The organism is Peribacillus sp. FSL H8-0477 (assembly GCF_038002765.1).
In the GTDB taxonomy this organism is placed as follows: Bacteria; Bacillota; Bacilli; order Bacillales; family DSM-1321; genus Peribacillus.
Map to the genome: position 1 here is coordinate 853,939 of NZ_JBBODE010000002.1, position 16,428 is coordinate 870,366.

At 38.0% G+C, this 16,428-nt stretch carries 11 protein-coding genes and 1 pseudogene; 9 read left to right on the forward strand and 3 right to left on the reverse strand.

The window, feature by feature from the left end:
- Positions 1-14: 14 nt before the first annotated feature.
- Positions 15-1,778, reverse strand: coding sequence for a glycoside hydrolase family 13 protein (locus MHI18_RS15935; RefSeq protein ID WP_340848713.1), 1,764 nt, complete (start codon positions 1,776-1,778; stop codon positions 15-17).
- Between the two features lie 250 nt (positions 1,779-2,028).
- Complete coding sequence (locus MHI18_RS15940) at positions 2,029-2,184, reverse strand: hypothetical protein (RefSeq protein WP_340848714.1); 156 nt, start codon at positions 2,182-2,184, stop codon at positions 2,029-2,031.
- Between the two features lie 21 nt (positions 2,185-2,205).
- Here MHI18_RS15940 and MHI18_RS15945 point away from each other — a divergent pair, with 21 nt between their 5' ends.
- From MHI18_RS15945 to MHI18_RS15985, 9 genes and pseudogenes are all read left to right on the forward strand, one after another.
- A complete protein-coding gene (locus MHI18_RS15945; protein WP_340848715.1) occupies positions 2,206-3,498 on the forward strand; it encodes an extracellular solute-binding protein in 1,293 nt (430 codons plus the stop codon).
- Between the two features lie 117 nt (positions 3,499-3,615).
- Positions 3,616-4,929 (forward strand): carbohydrate ABC transporter permease, encoded by a 1,314-nt coding sequence (locus tag MHI18_RS15950; RefSeq protein ID WP_340848717.1) that lies wholly within the window; start codon positions 3,616-3,618, stop codon positions 4,927-4,929.
- The gene (locus MHI18_RS15955; protein ID WP_340848719.1) at positions 4,929-5,771 is read left to right on the forward strand and encodes a sugar ABC transporter permease; all 843 of its coding nucleotides are present in this window, start codon (positions 4,929-4,931) and stop codon (positions 5,769-5,771) included. The genes MHI18_RS15950 and MHI18_RS15955 overlap by 1 nt, the downstream gene beginning before the upstream one ends.
- A gap of 39 nt (positions 5,772-5,810) precedes the next feature.
- Complete coding sequence (locus MHI18_RS15960) at positions 5,811-7,343, forward strand: alpha-amylase family glycosyl hydrolase (protein WP_340848720.1); 1,533 nt, start codon at positions 5,811-5,813, stop codon at positions 7,341-7,343.
- 92 nt (positions 7,344-7,435) lie between these two features.
- Positions 7,436-9,097 (forward strand): alpha-glucosidase, encoded by a 1,662-nt coding sequence (locus MHI18_RS15965; protein ID WP_340848721.1) that lies wholly within the window; start codon positions 7,436-7,438, stop codon positions 9,095-9,097.
- A 76-nt stretch (positions 9,098-9,173) separates the two neighbouring features.
- Positions 9,174-10,214, forward strand: a complete 1,041-nt coding sequence (locus MHI18_RS15970; RefSeq protein ID WP_340848723.1) for a LacI family DNA-binding transcriptional regulator — start codon at positions 9,174-9,176, stop codon at positions 10,212-10,214.
- A gap of 778 nt (positions 10,215-10,992) precedes the next feature.
- The gene (locus MHI18_RS15975) at positions 10,993-13,671 is read left to right on the forward strand and encodes a hypothetical protein (protein WP_340848725.1); all 2,679 of its coding nucleotides are present in this window, start codon (positions 10,993-10,995) and stop codon (positions 13,669-13,671) included.
- A 296-nt stretch (positions 13,672-13,967) separates the two neighbouring features.
- Positions 13,968-14,576, forward strand: a pseudogene (locus MHI18_RS15980) (reverse transcriptase domain-containing protein); the annotation flags it as partial.
- 37 nt (positions 14,577-14,613) lie between these two features.
- On the forward strand, positions 14,614-14,787 hold the full coding sequence (locus MHI18_RS15985; protein WP_340848727.1) for a hypothetical protein: 174 nt from the start codon (positions 14,614-14,616) through the stop codon (positions 14,785-14,787).
- A gap of 750 nt (positions 14,788-15,537) precedes the next feature.
- Here MHI18_RS15985 and MHI18_RS15990 read toward each other — a convergent pair.
- Positions 15,538-16,275 carry a hypothetical protein gene (locus MHI18_RS15990; RefSeq protein ID WP_340848728.1) on the reverse strand — a complete coding sequence of 246 codons (738 nt, stop codon included), beginning with the start codon at positions 16,273-16,275 and terminating at the stop codon, positions 15,538-15,540.
- Positions 16,276-16,428: the final 153 nt, after the last annotated feature.

The window sequence follows — 16,428 nt, forward strand, 5'->3', positions numbered from 1 at the left end:
ATCCCGTCTGGGTGCTAATAAATACCCCGTTGGGTATGTGTGCATGATAAAATCGCGAAACCATATCCTTCAAGGGTAATGGATGAACTAGTATACGATTTTCCTGAATAGATATCTTTTATGTCACCCAGAGGTTCAGTAAGTGAGTACGTTTTTTTGGTATCTGTTGAGTTCACTAGAACAACAACCGACTTATCCTCTGTGTACTTACGGTAGCCAAAGATTCCGTTCGGACTATCGGGCAGCAGGAATTCGATTTCGCCGTCATTTGCCAGTAGACGCTCATTTGTCCGGAGGTTAATCAGTTTTTGAATGTGCTGTTTCATATCCAGATTTTGATCTTCTTCATTCCAAATCATGCATTCACGACAGCCTGGATCAGCACCGCCGCTCATGCCAATCTCGTCGCCATAGTAGAGGCAGGGTGTGCCCATAAAAGTTAGGAGCATGGTATAGATTAACTTAGTTCGTTGTTCATCGTCCGCACATTCTGTTAATATCCGGGGTGTGTCGTGACTGCCAACAAGATTGAAGGTAACTTCAAAGACATTTTTCGGATAATTATGATAGACCTTACTCATATTTTCAATAAATTCCTGGCCAGTAATACTTTGCTTTGCGAGCAGGTTTTTAATATTCGTTGTGAATGGGTAGTTCATAACACCGTCAAATTGATCACCGCGCAGCCAAGCCATCGAATCATGCCAAATTTCTCCGAGAATATAGAGATCACTCTTTATGCTCCGAACTTCTTGACGAAACTCACGCCAAAACTGATGGTCAATTTCATTTGCTACATCAAGACGCCATCCATCAATATTAAATTCCTCAATCCAATACTTACCGACCGTAAGCAGGTAATCCTTTACATCTGGGTTAGCTGTATTTAATTTAGGCATACTTTCTACAAAACCAAACGCATCATAATTAGGACGCTCACCGCCTGTCAGCGGGAAACTGTGGGGATGGAACCAATCTTTAAAGTCCGATTGATCCCCTTTTTCTAATACATCCTGAAACGGAGCAAAGTAATAACCGCTATGGTTGAATACAGCGTCGAGCATGACTTTAATCCCGCGGCTGTGGCATTCAGCAATTAATCGCTTCAGCGTTTCCTTATCACCGAATTGGGGATCAATTTCCATATAGTCGATGGTATCGTATTTATGATTAGAGTAGGCCTTAAAGATAGGTGTGAAATAAATCCCGTTTATGCCAAGGTCCGCAAGATAATCGAGATGTTGCAGAATACCGGCAAAATCGCCGCCAAAAAAGTTATTTACAGTTGGATTTTCACTTCCCCACGGCATTGTTCCTTGAGGATCTAGAGAAGAATCACCGTTCGCAAAGCGTTCAGGGAAGATTTGATACCAGACCGTATTCTTTACCCAATCGGGAGCATCGAATACTTCATTTTCATGCAAGTACGGAATACAGAAATAGAAATCAGTATCTAGTGGAGCTGTTTCATAGAATCCTTTTTCCGTGTAAATCATAGTTTCAGCATCAGATTGAAGTTTAAAACCGTATCGCAGCCTTTTGAAATCTGGCGAAACATATACCTGCCAATAATCAAATACATCGTCACTGCCGGAAAACGCCATCGGCATTTCTTCTATTTGCCACTCGTTATTTTCCCATATGTAAGGATCACCAAATAAAAGTGTAACGTTTTGAACATCTGCCTTTTTTGTACGAAGTCTGATATGGAGGGTGTTTGTATTGATTGAATAAGCAAAATTATCGCTAGGACGATGATAAACAGCGGATTTTTCCATGTGAACACTCCTTATGTATCCGTTTTATAGTGAATCTGAATGATATCTACAAAATAGCAGAGAAGTAAATTTTATACAAGATTAATAACCTAGTGAACGGAACGATATCTATTACATAGAGCAGCTTAAATATGTCCGGATTTAGAAGAAAAGTAAAAATTAAAATAAAAATATAAAAAAAGGATTGTATAATATAGGGAAAATTGTATAATAAACTCATAGGTTGTGCAATCGCTTTCACATTTTTCGTTTATAAGAGCGAACTTAGTTCTTGTAACGCTAATGCTGTAATGACAGTAATAGAATAAAAGATGAACGTTTCTAGTATTGTTTTGATAGCGGTTACATATTTACGTTTGTTTTGCCATTTGTGCAAACGATTGTCCGACTTAAAAGCTAGATTCATAAATTACAGGGGGTCACAAAAATGAAAAAACTTTTTACACTCGTCACCATGATGATCATGGTTGTTGGGCTGCTCGCTGCTTGCGGACCAGATCGTGAAGAGCCGGCAAAGTCAGGTAAGACGAATGATAAAGAAAAAGAAACAACGACAGAAGAAGCAAAACCAGAAAAACTGGTTGTTTGGGAAGATGTAGACAAATCAGTAGCGTTAAAACCAGCTATTGAATCTTTCGAAAAAGAATATGGGATCAAAGTTGAATTTAAAGAATTAAATATGGCTGATAAGATGCGTGATCAATTACGTTTAGACGGTCCTTCTGGAAATGGAGCAGACGTTGTTACATTGCCGCATGACCAAATTGGTCAAGTTGTTACTGAGGCCTTGATCCAAGAACTTAAAGTTGAAGATTCTGTACTGAATACGTTTACTGAAGCTTCTATAACAGCACAGAAATACGATGGTAAGCTTTATGGCCTGCCAAAAGCTACGGAAACACCAGTTTTCATCTACAATAAAAAGGTAATGCCTGAAGCCCCAGCTACGATGGACGAGCTTTATGCAAAAGCAAAAGAGTTAACGAAAGATAAACAATACGGCTTTAATGCAAAATGGGATGACTTCTACTTCGCTCACGGTGTAATCGGCGGAATGGGCGGATATGTATTTAAAGAAACAGATGGTGCTCTTGATCGTGAAGATATTGGTTTAAACAATGAGGGAGCTGTTGAAGGAGCTGCCTATATTCAAAAATGGTACAGTGAAGGCCTTTTCTCTAAAGGAATTATTGGAGACAGCGGCGGAGCAACAATGGACGGTTTATTCAATGAAGGAAAACTTGCGTCTGTTATGAATGGACCATGGGCATTCCAAAGTATGAAGGATGCAGGAATTGATATTGGTGTTACTGCTATGCCGACTCTTCCAAATGGCGAGCATATGAAAACATTTATGGGTGTAAAAGGATGGCATGTTACTGCCTTCACGAAAAACCCATACTGGTCTACAAAATTAGTTGAATGGTTAACAAATGAAGAAAACGCAAAAATTCGTTTTGAAAAAACGAAAGAAATTCCACCAGTTAAAACAGTTATTGAAGATCCAATCATTGCAGCTGATCAAGGTGCAAAAGCAGTGGCTGAGCAATCTCAATACGCTGTACCGATGCCTAATATTCCAGAAATGGGAGAAGTATGGGATCCAGCGAAAATCGCATTAGAAACAATTGCAACGGGTAAAGCTGATCCAAAAGAAGCAATGGACAATGCAGTAAAAACAATTAAAACAAATATTGAAACAAATCACCCAGCAAAATAAATAATTAAGGGCTTTGGCTTTCCTCTAAAGGGGACAGCCTTTGTCCATCTTAGTAAGGCAAGCGTTTGCACGAAAAAGTAATTGATTCTCCTAGGAAGAAAGGGAGGCCTGTATTTAATGGACAGCATACCTTCAACAACTAAAACACCAATTATCCCGCCTTTGAAAACAAAACATGGTCGAAATGCCGCACTACTTTCAATTATTCCAGGATTCGGCCAGTTTTATAATAAACAGTTTATGAAGGGGATTATTTTCTTAATCCTTACCGTAGCATTTTTTAGCAGCTTTTATTCAACACTTAACTGGGGGTTTTGGGGGCTCTTTACCTTAGGAACCATTCCAGGGGTGGATCACTCCGTTTTTCTTCTTGTAGATGGAATCATCGCACTGCTTGTCGCACTTATAGGTCTGCTCATTTATGCTGTTAATATATATGATGCGCTGAATAATGGGCGGAAACGAGACAAGGGTTTATCCTTAAATAGTGTGAGAGAACAATATCATAACCTGTTAGACAATGGTTTTCCGTATTTAATGATATCGCCAGGATTTCTATTACTAATATTTGTGGTTATTTTTCCAATATTATTTGTAATCTTACTATCCTTTACCAATTACGATTTATACCACTCACCACCGGCGAAGCTTGTTGATTGGGTAGGTATTCAAAACTATATTGATATTTTCAGTTTAGATCTTTGGAGAAAAACCTTTTTTGGTGTTCTCGGCTGGACCATTGTGTGGACATTCGGAGCCACTACTCTGCAAGTCGCAATTGGTGTATTCCTAGCCATTCTCGTTAATCAAAAGGATCTTAAAGGAAAAGCAATTATTCGGACCTTTTTAATTTTGCCATGGGCAGTTCCAGCTTTTATCTCGATCTTGATCTTTTCAGGGATGTTCAATGAAACCTTTGGGGTCATTAATAATGGAATTCTCGCATCGCTGGGAATTGATGCCATTCCATGGATGACAGAAGAAATGTGGTCTCGGGTCGCGCTGATCCTTATTCAATCTTGGCTGGGCTTTCCGTTCATATTTGCCATGACTACGGGAGTATTGCAGTCGATTCCAGAAGAATTATACGAAGCTGCTACAGTAGACGGAGCATCGATTTGGCAGAAGTTCCGCAGTATTACCCTGCCAATGGTTCTCTTTGCTACCGCACCGATTATGATTACCCAGTATACCTTTAACTTTAATAATTTCAACGTCATCTTCCTCTTTAATGGAGGAGGTCCAGCATTACCAGGACAAAATGCCGGCGGCACGGATATCTTAATTTCGTGGATTTATAAGCTGACGATGACATCTGCTCAATATGGGAAAGCTGCTGCGATTACCATGCTATTATCACTAATTGTAGTTACGGTTGCCCTATGGCAATTTAAACGGACTAAATCATTCCAAGAGGAGGATATGATGTGATGAGTGTAAAAACAAGTAAAATTATCCGCTTAACGGTCTCATATCTGCTTCTCCTTTTGGCTGTATTTATTGTTGTGTACCCGCTTCTATGGGTAATTGGTTCTTCCTTTAACCCTGGACAAAGTCTTTCTGGGTCGTCCATGTTTCCTAAAAATCCAACGTTAGCTCATTATCAATACTTGTTCGATACTGAGAAGTCTAACTACCTTAACTGGTACTTCAATTCAATGAAAATCAGTATCTCAACCATGATCCTTGCGGTGATTGCGGTATCCTGCACAGCATATGCCTTTTCTCGCTACCGATTTATCGGACGGAAGAATGGATTGTTAACATTCTTGGTCTTGCAAATGATTCCAAACTTTGCAGCTTTGATCGCCATTTTTGTTTTAGCGAATCGTACTGGATTACTTGATACTCATTTAGGGTTAATTCTTGTATATGTCGGCGGCCAAATTCCAATGAGTACCTGGCTGATGAAGGGATACTTAGATACAATTCCAAAAGAGCTTGATGAATCAGCGAAAATGGATGGAGCGGGGCATTTCCTTATTTTCAGAAAAATTATTATGCCATTGGCAACACCAATCGTAGCGGTTGTCGCACTCTTTGCCTTCATTGCGCCATTTGGTGATTTCATTCTCGCCCGAATTTTACTTCGTTCGGAAGAGAAATTCACCATGGGTGTTGGACTATACGAAATGGTTGCTAAGCAATTTGGAAATGAATTTACGACTTTTGCGGCAGGTTCTGTTTTAATTGCTCTTCCAATTGCCGGCTTATTCCTAATGTTCCAGAAATATTTCGTTTCGGGTTTGACGGCAGGGGGCACAAAAGGCTAATCTTAAAGGCGTAAAGAAGTTTAAGTAGGGGGAACGGTAATGAAAAAAAGCGTGTTTTTAGTCGTTTTAATTCCGTTTCTTCTTTTTTACGCCATGCCAACAGGTGCAGCTGAAAAAGAAGGAAGAGAATGGCAAGATGAAGTGATTTACTCGATTATGGTTGACCGTTTTAATAACGGCAGCAGTGAGAACGATAAAAATCTCGACGTAGACGATCTAACTGCTTATAACGGGGGAGATTTTGCAGGCATTACAAAGAAATTAGATTATTTAAAGGATATGGGATTCACGTCCATATGGCTGACACCTATCTTTGACAATGAAGAAGGCGGTTACCACGGCTATTGGATTAATGACTTTTACAAAACCGAAGAACATTTTGGAACAATAGAAGAATTTAAGACCTTAGTTAAAGAAGCACACGATCGTGATATCAAAGTTATTCTTGATTTTGTTGTGAATCATGTAGGACCCAATCACCCTTTTGTAAGTGACCCAGAGAAAAAAGATTGGTTCCACGAAAAGAAAGAAATTACGAACTGGAAAGATCAAGAGGAAGTTGAAAATGGTTGGATTTATAATCTGCCGGATTTAAATCAGGATAATCCAGAAACAAGCGACTATCTAATTGATGCGGCTAAGTGGTGGATTAATGAGACGGATATTGACGGCTATCGTCTTGATACGGTTAAACATGTTCCAAAGACCTTTTGGACAAAGTTTGCGAGTGCAGTGAAAGAAGAGAAAAAAGATTTCTTTTTAATTGGTGAAGTATGGGATAAAGATCCGACTGTTATTGCAAGTTATCAGGATACAGGAATCGATGGGTTTATGGACTTTGCACAAAATGACAGTCAGCGGACTGCTTTTCAAAAAACAGACCAATCATTAAGTTGGCTTTTCTCTAATCTAGAACGGAACGAAACAATGTTTAATAAGCCTGAATTACTCGGTCAATTCATTGATAACCATGATATGTCTCGCTTTACTAGCTTGGCTGCTGCTAATAATAATCATCCAGGAACACGCTGGAAGCAGTCATTAGCTTATATGTATACAACACCGGGTATCCCTATTATCTATTATGGATCCGAAATTGCGTTAAATGGCGGAGAAGATCCAGATAATCGAAAACTTATGGATTTTAGAACAGATAAAGAATTGATTGAATATATTACGAATCTCGGCAGGTTACGAGCAGAGTTGCCAAGCCTAACCAGAGGGGATACAAAACTGCTGTATGAGAAAGACGGGATGGCGGTATTCAAACGTACCTACCAAGAAGAAACGATTGTCGTTGCGTTAAATAACACAAAAGCTACGCAAACAGTTGTACTTGAAAAAGGGATGATTGAGAAGGATAAAGAGTTAAAGGGCTTGCTTCAAGGAGACTTGGTTCGTAGTGAGGGAGACACCTATAAGATTATTATCGATCGAGAAGAGTCAGAAATATATGCTCTTACTGATAAAACGGGTATAAATAAAACGTTTTTATTTGCGATAGCCGGTATTCTTGTCCTATTTGCTATTTTCATCGTCATGCTTATAAAACGAGCTAAACGTAAGGAATAACAGATAATTTCCCCCTTTCGAACAAGGCAGCCTAACTTTCACACAAACAAATGGTGAAGGACGATGCAACTAAGAGTTTGGGAGGGGTACATATGGAAAGAAAATGGTGGAAAGAAGCAGTCAGCTATCAAATCTATCCAAGGAGCTTTATGGATAGTAATGGAGATGGCATAGGGGATTTAGAGGGTGTTAGGTCAAAACTGGATTACTTAAAAGAGCTTGGAGTTGACGTTATTTGGATTTGTCCATTTTATAAATCACCAAATGCGGATAACGGGTATGATATTAGCGATTACCAAGCTATTTCGGGTCAGTTCGGTACGATGGAGGAATTTGATACCTTACTCTCAGAGGTACACAAACGAGGAATGAAGTTAATTCTTGACCTAGTGATTAACCATACAAGTGATGAGCATCCTTGGTTTATTGAATCTCGTTCAGCAATAAATAATCCCAAACGTGACTGGTATATCTGGCAGGATGGCAAAGGGGATCATGAGCCAAATAACTGGGAAAGTATTTTTTCCGGCAGCTCGTGGGAATACGATGCCAATACCCATCAATACTACATGCATATCTTTGCGATTAAACAACCGGACTTGAATTGGGAAAATGAGGATGTCCGTCATGCGCTCTACAAGATGGTTAATTGGTGGCTGGATAAAGGAATTGATGGATTCCGTGTTGATGCCATCAGTCATATAAAAAAACGCGAAGGTTTCCCTGACATGCCTGAAAATGGCGAGAAATATGTGGAAGCGTTTGATATGCATACGAACCAAACGGGAATCCATCAATACCTTCACGAGTTGAAGGAGGAGACGTTTGCTAAGTACGATATCATGACTGTTGGAGAAGCGAATGGTGTGAGTATAGGTCAAGCTGAGGATTGGGTTGGAGAGAAAAACGGGAAGTTTAACATGATTTTTCAATTTGAGCATCTTTCTCTTTGGGATAAGGAAGTCGATCACACAGTAGATGTCCTCAGCTTAAAACGAACACTGACCAAATGGCAGGATGGTTTATCTAACAAAGGCTGGAATGCACTATTCCTAGAAAACCATGATCAGCCTCGCAGTGTATCAAGCTGGGGAGATGATTCAATTTACTGGAAAGAAAGTGCGAAAATGCTTGGCGCATGCTACTTTCTTATGCAAGGCACCCCTTTTATCTATCAGGGCCAAGAAATTGGCATGACAAATGTTCAATTCGAATCGATAACTGATTATGATGATATTGGGATGAAGAATTTCTATGACATTGAAGTGGCGAAGGGTCGTCCTCAAAGTGAAGTAATGGAAATCATTTGGCGTAAGGGGAGAGACAATTCACGAACCCCTATGCAGTGGACAAATCATGAACACGGCGGTTTTACAACGGGTACTCCATGGATGAAAACGAACCCCAATTACCAAGTAATTAATGTTGCCAGTCAGCTTGAGGATGAAGAGTCCATTTATCATTTTTATAAAAAAATGATTCATATCCGCAAAGCGCATCCAGTTTTTGTTTATGGGGAATATCAGTTATGGCTTGAGAATGATGAAGATGTGTATGTGTACACACGGACGCTTTCAAACCAGTTGGCTGTAGTCATTTGTAATTTTAGAAATAAACAAGCTGATCTTGTTTTGCCAACACTGCCTGAGGGCCAGTCGACGTTACTGCTAGCCAATTATCAGGACTGTTCAAATGAATTAACGAGTTTTGTTTCACTCAAACCATTTGAAACAAGAGTGTATCTATACGAATAACTGAGAGGTGGAGATCATGTTAATGACTCCGCCTTTCTTGGCAAATAGGTTGATTTTTGGAAAGGAGAGAAACTCGATGGCGGTTACCATTAAGGATGTAGCAAAATTAGCAAATGTAGCACCTTCAACCGTGTCACGAGTAATTGCTAATAATCCACGCATCAGTGAAAAAACAAAGCTCCGTGTCCGGGAAGCAATGAAAAAACTTGGGTATCATCCGAATTTAATAGCTAGAAGTCTAGCAAGCCAATCTACTAAAGTAATTGGTCTTGTATTTCCTTCATCGGATATATTCTTTCAAAACCCGTTTTTCTCGACTGTGATTCAGGGGTTGAGTGAAGGCGCTCATGAGAAGCAGTACGCCCTTCAAATGAGCACAGGTAAAACTGAAGAGGAAATTTTTGAAGGCGTTGTGCATATGGTCCAAGGCGGAAGAGTAGACGGAATCATTCTCTTATACTCGCGAGTGAACGATCAAGTGCTCAACTATTTACGAGATCGGGATTTTCCTTTCCTCGTCGTTGGAAAGCCCTATGAATGTGCGGAAGAAATCACTCATGTGGATAATGACAATTGCCGGGCATCAAGAGACGCTGCTGAGTATCTGCTGGGTCTTGGACATACCAAAATCGGTTTTATTGGCGGCAGTGAGAAATTAGTGGTAACCATCGAACGACTCTTAGGATATAAGGAAGCTTTGCGGGAAAATGGGCTGCCAATCCTGCCTGAATATATCATTCACGAAGAATTTCATCGAGAAGGCGGACAGGATGCCGTAAAAAAACTCCTATCATTAGACATACCGCCAACAGCATTTGTCGTCACAGATGATATTATGGCGCTCGGAGTCGTGAATACATTAGTTGAAATGAATATCAAACTGCCGGAACAAGTATCGGTTATCAGCTTTAATAATGTTTTATTAGCAGATATGTCGAGACCACCGTTAACTTCTATTGATATTAACATTTTTGAATTGGGCTACCAGGCGGCTAGAAGTCTAATCCAAATGCTAGAAAACGACAATGAACCTGTGAAACGAATTATCATTCCACATCAGCTTGTCGAACGGCTATCTTGTGAGAGAGCAGAAACCAAACTGGTCGCACATAAATAAGAAACCAGAGAGTTGTAATAACTCTCTGGTTTTTTTCGTGTTTCTTCTATTATAGAAGACGCACGTCTCAATATAGAGAATAATTGGTAAGTGATGGTAATTAAAGAAGTATATGTAAAATTATGTTTATAAAACAATATTGGTTTTTTATTGTATAAATTTAACTATATTACTTTTTTTAAGTATATCCGCTCATGTCTGGATAAAGAAAATAATAAATGGACTGCAGATCTAACTAGTTTTGTAGCATGGATCACGACTTAGTGAGAAATTGTATCTAGTATAAAATAACCAGGAATATAGTCGTATTCCTATTCTATCAAGGATATTTTGAGGTAGTACTTACTAGATTCACAAAAATGATTACATAAATTTTAACTAAAAGAAGAAAAATATGGTAATTTTTATCATAATTATGTATAATTTAATATAAATTTTGAAACCAATTGAAGAAAAATGTGTTAATTTAATCAAAATAATGTATAATGAAGATATTAAAGGATGAAGGAGGGGGCTTACGACACAGGGAAAAAAATAAAATGTTAATTATCACTAAATAATTGTCTCTTTATACCGATATAACATTTATGAAACTAGTTAGATAGTTTCACTCTGATTTCTGTCGAATATAGCAAACTACTTTTAATGTCCATTTAATAAGATTTGTGAAATTAGTTATTGTGCCTCTTTAGTATTTGGATGTTTCAAACTAATTAATGGTACTTATATAAGATCTAAACCTACTTGATAGGTATTTGAAAGGGGAACTACAACAAACATGAGTAAAAAGAAAGCAATTAAAATTACAACGGCAACTGCAATTGCCGCATCAGCATTCGTAGCAGTAGCACCAACACAATCTGAGGCTGCAACTAGCTCAGTTGACAAAGCAATCACAAAAGCAACTAACCAAATGGCGAAAGCTTACGATACTTACCACAAAACAGCTAAGAACGAAAACAAACTTCCTAAAACTGCAACAATCAGAAAAGAAGTTAAATTAGCTCAAGAATACTATGCAGCAGCAACAAAAGAAATCGCTAAAAACGGCGGAAGCAAAACTAAAAAAGCTGCATTCACTAAAAAATTAGATACTAAAAAGAAATACCTTAACCGTGCAGAAGCTTACCTAGCTGCAATCAACACAAACCTCAACCCAGCTAAAACAACTTTCACTACAGCTGTTGAAGCAGGAAAAGCTAAAAATGTTGAAAAAGCTAAAACTGCCCTAGTTAAAGACGTTGATGCTTTCAAAGCAATCGTAGCTAAAATTTACGGACCAGACGTTCGTGACTTACTACTAGAAAAATACGCAACTCCAGCAACTGAACTTTCTAACTCTGTAAACGACGAATTAAAAGTTTACGCAGCTTACAAAGCTATCGAAGCTGGTAAATTTGCAGATCTAGAAGAAACTGCTAAAAATATCGACAGTGTTAAAGCTGAAGTTGAAATTCTTAAAGGCAAAGATACTAAACTAGCTAAAACACTTGTTGAAGTAGTAGCTAAAAACATCAAAGCTTTTGAAGATAAACAAGTAACGACTGTTAAAGAAGTAAATGCAATTAACGCTACTACAGTTGCACTAACTGGTACTGGCTTAGATAAGCTAAAAGCTGAAAACTTCTCTTTAGAAGGAAATAAAGTAACTAGCTATAACGTGAACGCTGAAACTGGTGTAGCTACATTAACTTTTGAAAACAAATTCGAATCAGCTAAAGAACAAACGGTAAAACTTACTGAAAAAGTTGAAGGTGAAGCTGATAAAGTGTCTGAAATTAAATTCACATATACAGTAGAAGTTAAATCAGTTGAAGCTAATGCATTAACTGTTGATAACGATACAGCTAGTCAAAAGTTATCTTTCAAACTTAACGGTGAAACAGTAGACGCTGATGGTGAATACCTTAAAGCTTCTGGTTATACAGTTGAATTCCAAGCTACAACTGGAGTATTTGTTGGTGGTACTACCAATTCTTCAACAGGTGAACTAGCAACTAATTTAACTCAAGATACTAAATTTGCTTACAAAGTAGTTATTTCTGATAAAGATGGTAAAGAAGTAGCTGAATCAGCCTTAGTAGAAGTTAAAGTTGTAGACAAATCAGACGTTGTTACAAGCATTGACAAGTTAGATGTTACTAACGGTACTATCAAGCTTTCAAGCAACACTGTAACTTTAGGTGAAAACTTCGCTATTGATAACGTTGTTGGTAATAAAGCTGACGGTACAAAAGAGGCCGATATCACAAGCCTTGTAGAATTTTCTTCTTCTAATAAAGATGTAGCACTTGTAGATTCTACAGGTAACATTCTACCAATCAAGGCAGGTACAACAACTATTACAGTTAAATCAGGTGATGCAACAAAATCATTCACACTAACTATTGCTTCAGATGCACGTACTGCTAAATCAGCTACTTTATCTACTTCTACTCTTAAATTAGTTGAGAATGGTGATAATGGTTCTGTTGGTGTAGTAGTAAAAGACCAATATGGTGACGTTTTTGAAGGTCTAGATCTTTCTAGAGTAACTTACGAATATCCTCAAGTAACTGTTAACGGCACAGCTACTAATATTGTTTCTGTAACAGGTACAACTACAGATGCAGAAGGTAAAGCTGCTTTGACAGTAGCACCGGCTGCTGCGGGTGCAGGTGTAGTGAAAGTTAAAGTTGGTAATAATGTTGTAGCTTCATTGAATGTTTCTGTATCAAAAGATACAGCAGTAGCATCTCGTAAACTTGAATTAGTTGATGCTAGTAAAGATACTAAACTAGATATTTATGCTAATGAAACTCCTGATAACGAAGTATCATTTGTTTATAACAAATACAATGCTGCTGGTTTCTTATTAGGTAAAGAAAGTGCTGATATTGCTACAACTGGACAAAAATATACAGTTACAGTAGACGAAGCTACTGATAAAGATATTATTGATGTTGCTGTTGTTGATGGTGTTATTACAGTAACTGCCAAGACTGATGTGGGAACAGCTAACCTTGTAATTAAAGAAGGTTCTGTTACTCGCGAGAAACTAGCGATTACTGTTAATAACTCAACTCCTACTGTTTCTGAAGTTACTCTTAAGAATGCTGATAAAGTTATTACTCCTGGTACTGACATTACAGCAAGCTCTGTATTGACTTTGAAAGCAGACTCAGGTGATGATATCGTTCAAAATATCACACTATCTGCTACAACTTCAAAAGCTGTCCGTCTTGATGAAACTACAGGTAATATCTACCTAGACACTGACGCTAATGGTGCTTATGATGAATCAGAATTAGTAGTTGGTACTGTCTCTATCACAGAAAATATTGCTGCAATTGCTGTAGGCACTACTATTGCAACTACTGCTGGCGATAAAGGTAGCGTGGTTTATGCAGTTAAAAATGCAAGTGGTAAAGTAATTGCTACTACTGTAGTAGATGTAGAAGTTCCAGCTGCTAACTAATTTGACATCACATTTTTGAAGTAATCTATTTCTAGTAGGCACCTCAACGTATAGTTGAGGTGCTTTTTTAGTGCGCCCGGCATGGGTGCAATCTATAGGGGGGGGGAGTCCCGAACCATGAAGGCAGTAGTAATGGTTAGCTTAATGCAAGGATGTCCACGGTGACGTGGAATCTGAAGGAAGCAAGCGGCAAACCGCCGGTCTGAGGAACACGAACTTCACACGGGGAACTTCAAAAGGGCGGAGCAGATAAAGGCACAAATAGACTATTTATCCACGTAGAAAGGATATCAACAATGTTAATGGAACACATAGTAGAGCGGGAAAACTTAATACGGGTATTAAAGCGTGTAGAGGGAAATAAGGGAAGCCATGGAAAAGATGGAATGCCGGTTCAAAACCTGAGACCGCACCTCGTAGCAGCGTGGCATAGCATGAAAATATCCCTACTACAGGGTACTTATCAACCGCAACCCGTTCGTCGTATAGAAATCCCGAAACCAAACGGCGGTGTTCGGTTATTGGGTATCCCTACTGTCCTAGATCGTTTCATTCAACAAGCCATTGCCCAGATATTGACCAAGATATATGATTCTTCAGAGAATAGCTATGGATTTTGCCCTAACAAACAGGGACACCAAGCCGTTCGAAAGGCAAAATCCTATATAACCGAAGGTTATACATGGGTAGTAGATATGGACTTAGAGAAATTCTTCGATAAAGTGAATCATGATAAACTCATGGGAAAGCTTGAGCAGAAAATTGAAGATAAACGAGTTCTAAAACTGATTCGTAGATTCCTGCAAGCAGGGATTATGATTGAAGGGCTATTCCATAAGAGTAATGAGGGAACTCCGCAAGGAGGACCCTTAAGTCCTCTATTATCTAATATCATGTTGGATGACTGAATAATTTGAAACTGCCCTGAATAAAGGAGATAACTTGGAAGGAAAAACAGTATCAGTTAAAGTAGTTGAGATTGTATCTGTTAGTGCTTTTGGTTACAATATCCAGACTGGAAAGCATTTGGATTTTGTGTCAACTGACATTCCGAATCTTAAAAAAGGAGATAAAGTAATTCTTAAGGCGAAGGAAGTAAAAAGTGCATTGGGCTAATTTGTCATTACTGATGAAAAGCAGTAATTTGATTAAAAAAAAAATCACCAACAAAAAAACGCATACGAAATCCGTAAAGGATTTCGTATGCGTTTTTTGTAGAAAAGAACCTTGATAAGAATGAAATTCCCTGACCTGACCATTACTATTATGGTGGAGCAAGGCCTCAATCAAAAATTGTTTCTATTAAAAATCGATTAGAGTTAAAAGACATGCTTCAACTCCTTGAGGTAAATGTATTGAATTTGAAGATCCAGATAAGAGATTGAACGAATCATTAATGGATATTTTTGATGAAATAATGAAAATTATGGGTGCCGTTGATTGAAGTAACCTTTCTGATGAGCTAATATATCGTAAACCATACAATGAGGTCATCAACGTGAAGAGTGATTGTCCGATTCGTCATATCTATTCAGAAAAAGGTTGGTTTTATCAAATGGTACAGTATCGTAATCATTTTAGAGGAATAGAAAATATTCATAGCATGTCTCAGAAGAGGAACTGTTTAGACAATTGACTAATAAAATGTTTTTCGGATTGATGAAACAAGAAATGTATTCGGCTAGGCCTATAAGAGCTTTTAAGAGCTAATACAAGAGATAGTTGAGTATATAGATGTCCAGTTGAGTATCAAATGAAGAAGCTTAAATAATGAATAAGTGTATAAATGAAAAAATTCGGAGTGATTCTTCACTCCGAATAAAGTCTATTTATTCAATCTATAAAAGAAATGATTATGTATTCCTACTATTTCTGAGAATCAGATGTTGGTTTTACAGGGGGTAATTTTCCTGGACCGCCAGGCTCAATTTCATCTAAAGTAAGTGGTGTTAGGTCTTCAATTTCCTTATCCGTTAAGGGAACATCTCCTTTAGTCTGTTTCTTTACTTGTTCGACAACAGCGCCGTGATCTGCTACTTCTTTATTGGCTTGTTGAACTTGTTTTTCTAGTTCAGCAACTAATTTATCAGCTTCTTCTGCTTTTATTTTTGCTGTTTTTATATCAGTTTCTAATGCTGCTATTTTTCCATTAGCTGTAGCAAGTTCGGCTGCTTTTTGGTCATATTCTGCTGTTTTAGCAACAAGAGCGGCTTTGGTAACTGCTAATTCTTCTTTTGATTTGTTTAAATTTATTGTTAATTTTTCGATCTCTGATTGTAACATAGCTACATCTTTTGTAAGACTTTCTTTTTCGTAAGTCAAATCATAAACTCGCGATTCTAAATCAGCAATCGTTTCATTCTTTGTTTCAATCAATGTATTTGCATTAGCGATTTTAATGTTAGCTGTAGTCTTTAAAAGACCAAATTGTTGGAGGAGAGAACCTTCGTTTTTTTCGTAGTTTGCTAGTTTAATTCCTGCTTCTTTAACAAAAGTTGATGCTTGTTGAAGGGTGCTTGTACCAGTAAATAAAAGTCCTGCCCCGCCTAAAGTAAATCCTCCAGCTAAAACACCTATTGCTATCTTACTTGTAAGTAATCCCATTAATTTCATCTCCTAATCTTGTTTTATAAATGCGTATAATATACAGAATGTTCGCTTCATCTATGTATGCAATTTTTTACATCCAACCACCTCCTTTAATGTATAAATAACCAACGATTGATCTTACTATTCTTTTTCTCTTTAATTGTCCGC

What these genes read in the sequence shown, in the direction of transcription:
- MHI18_RS15940 (WP_340848714.1), bottom strand. Translation starts at nt 2,184, where the DNA reads ATGAATCTAGCTTTTAAGTCGGACAATCGTTTGCACAAATGGCAAAAC.
- MHI18_RS15970 (WP_340848723.1), top strand. Translation starts at nt 9,174, where the DNA reads ATGGCGGTTACCATTAAGGATGTAGCAAAATTAGCAAATGTAGCACCT.
- MHI18_RS15975 (WP_340848725.1), top strand. Translation starts at nt 10,993, where the DNA reads ATGAGTAAAAAGAAAGCAATTAAAATTACAACGGCAACTGCAATTGCC.
- MHI18_RS15955 (WP_340848719.1), top strand. Translation starts at nt 4,929, where the DNA reads ATGAGTGTAAAAACAAGTAAAATTATCCGCTTAACGGTCTCATATCTG.
- MHI18_RS15935 (WP_340848713.1), bottom strand. Translation starts at nt 1,778, where the DNA reads ATGGAAAAATCCGCTGTTTATCATCGTCCTAGCGATAATTTTGCTTAT.
- MHI18_RS15960 (WP_340848720.1), top strand. Translation starts at nt 5,811, where the DNA reads ATGAAAAAAAGCGTGTTTTTAGTCGTTTTAATTCCGTTTCTTCTTTTT.
- MHI18_RS15950 (WP_340848717.1), top strand. Translation starts at nt 3,616, where the DNA reads ATGGACAGCATACCTTCAACAACTAAAACACCAATTATCCCGCCTTTG.
- MHI18_RS15990 (WP_340848728.1), bottom strand. Translation starts at nt 16,275, where the DNA reads ATGGGATTACTTACAAGTAAGATAGCAATAGGTGTTTTAGCTGGAGGA.
- MHI18_RS15945 (WP_340848715.1), top strand. Translation starts at nt 2,206, where the DNA reads ATGAAAAAACTTTTTACACTCGTCACCATGATGATCATGGTTGTTGGG.
- MHI18_RS15965 (WP_340848721.1), top strand. Translation starts at nt 7,436, where the DNA reads ATGGAAAGAAAATGGTGGAAAGAAGCAGTCAGCTATCAAATCTATCCA.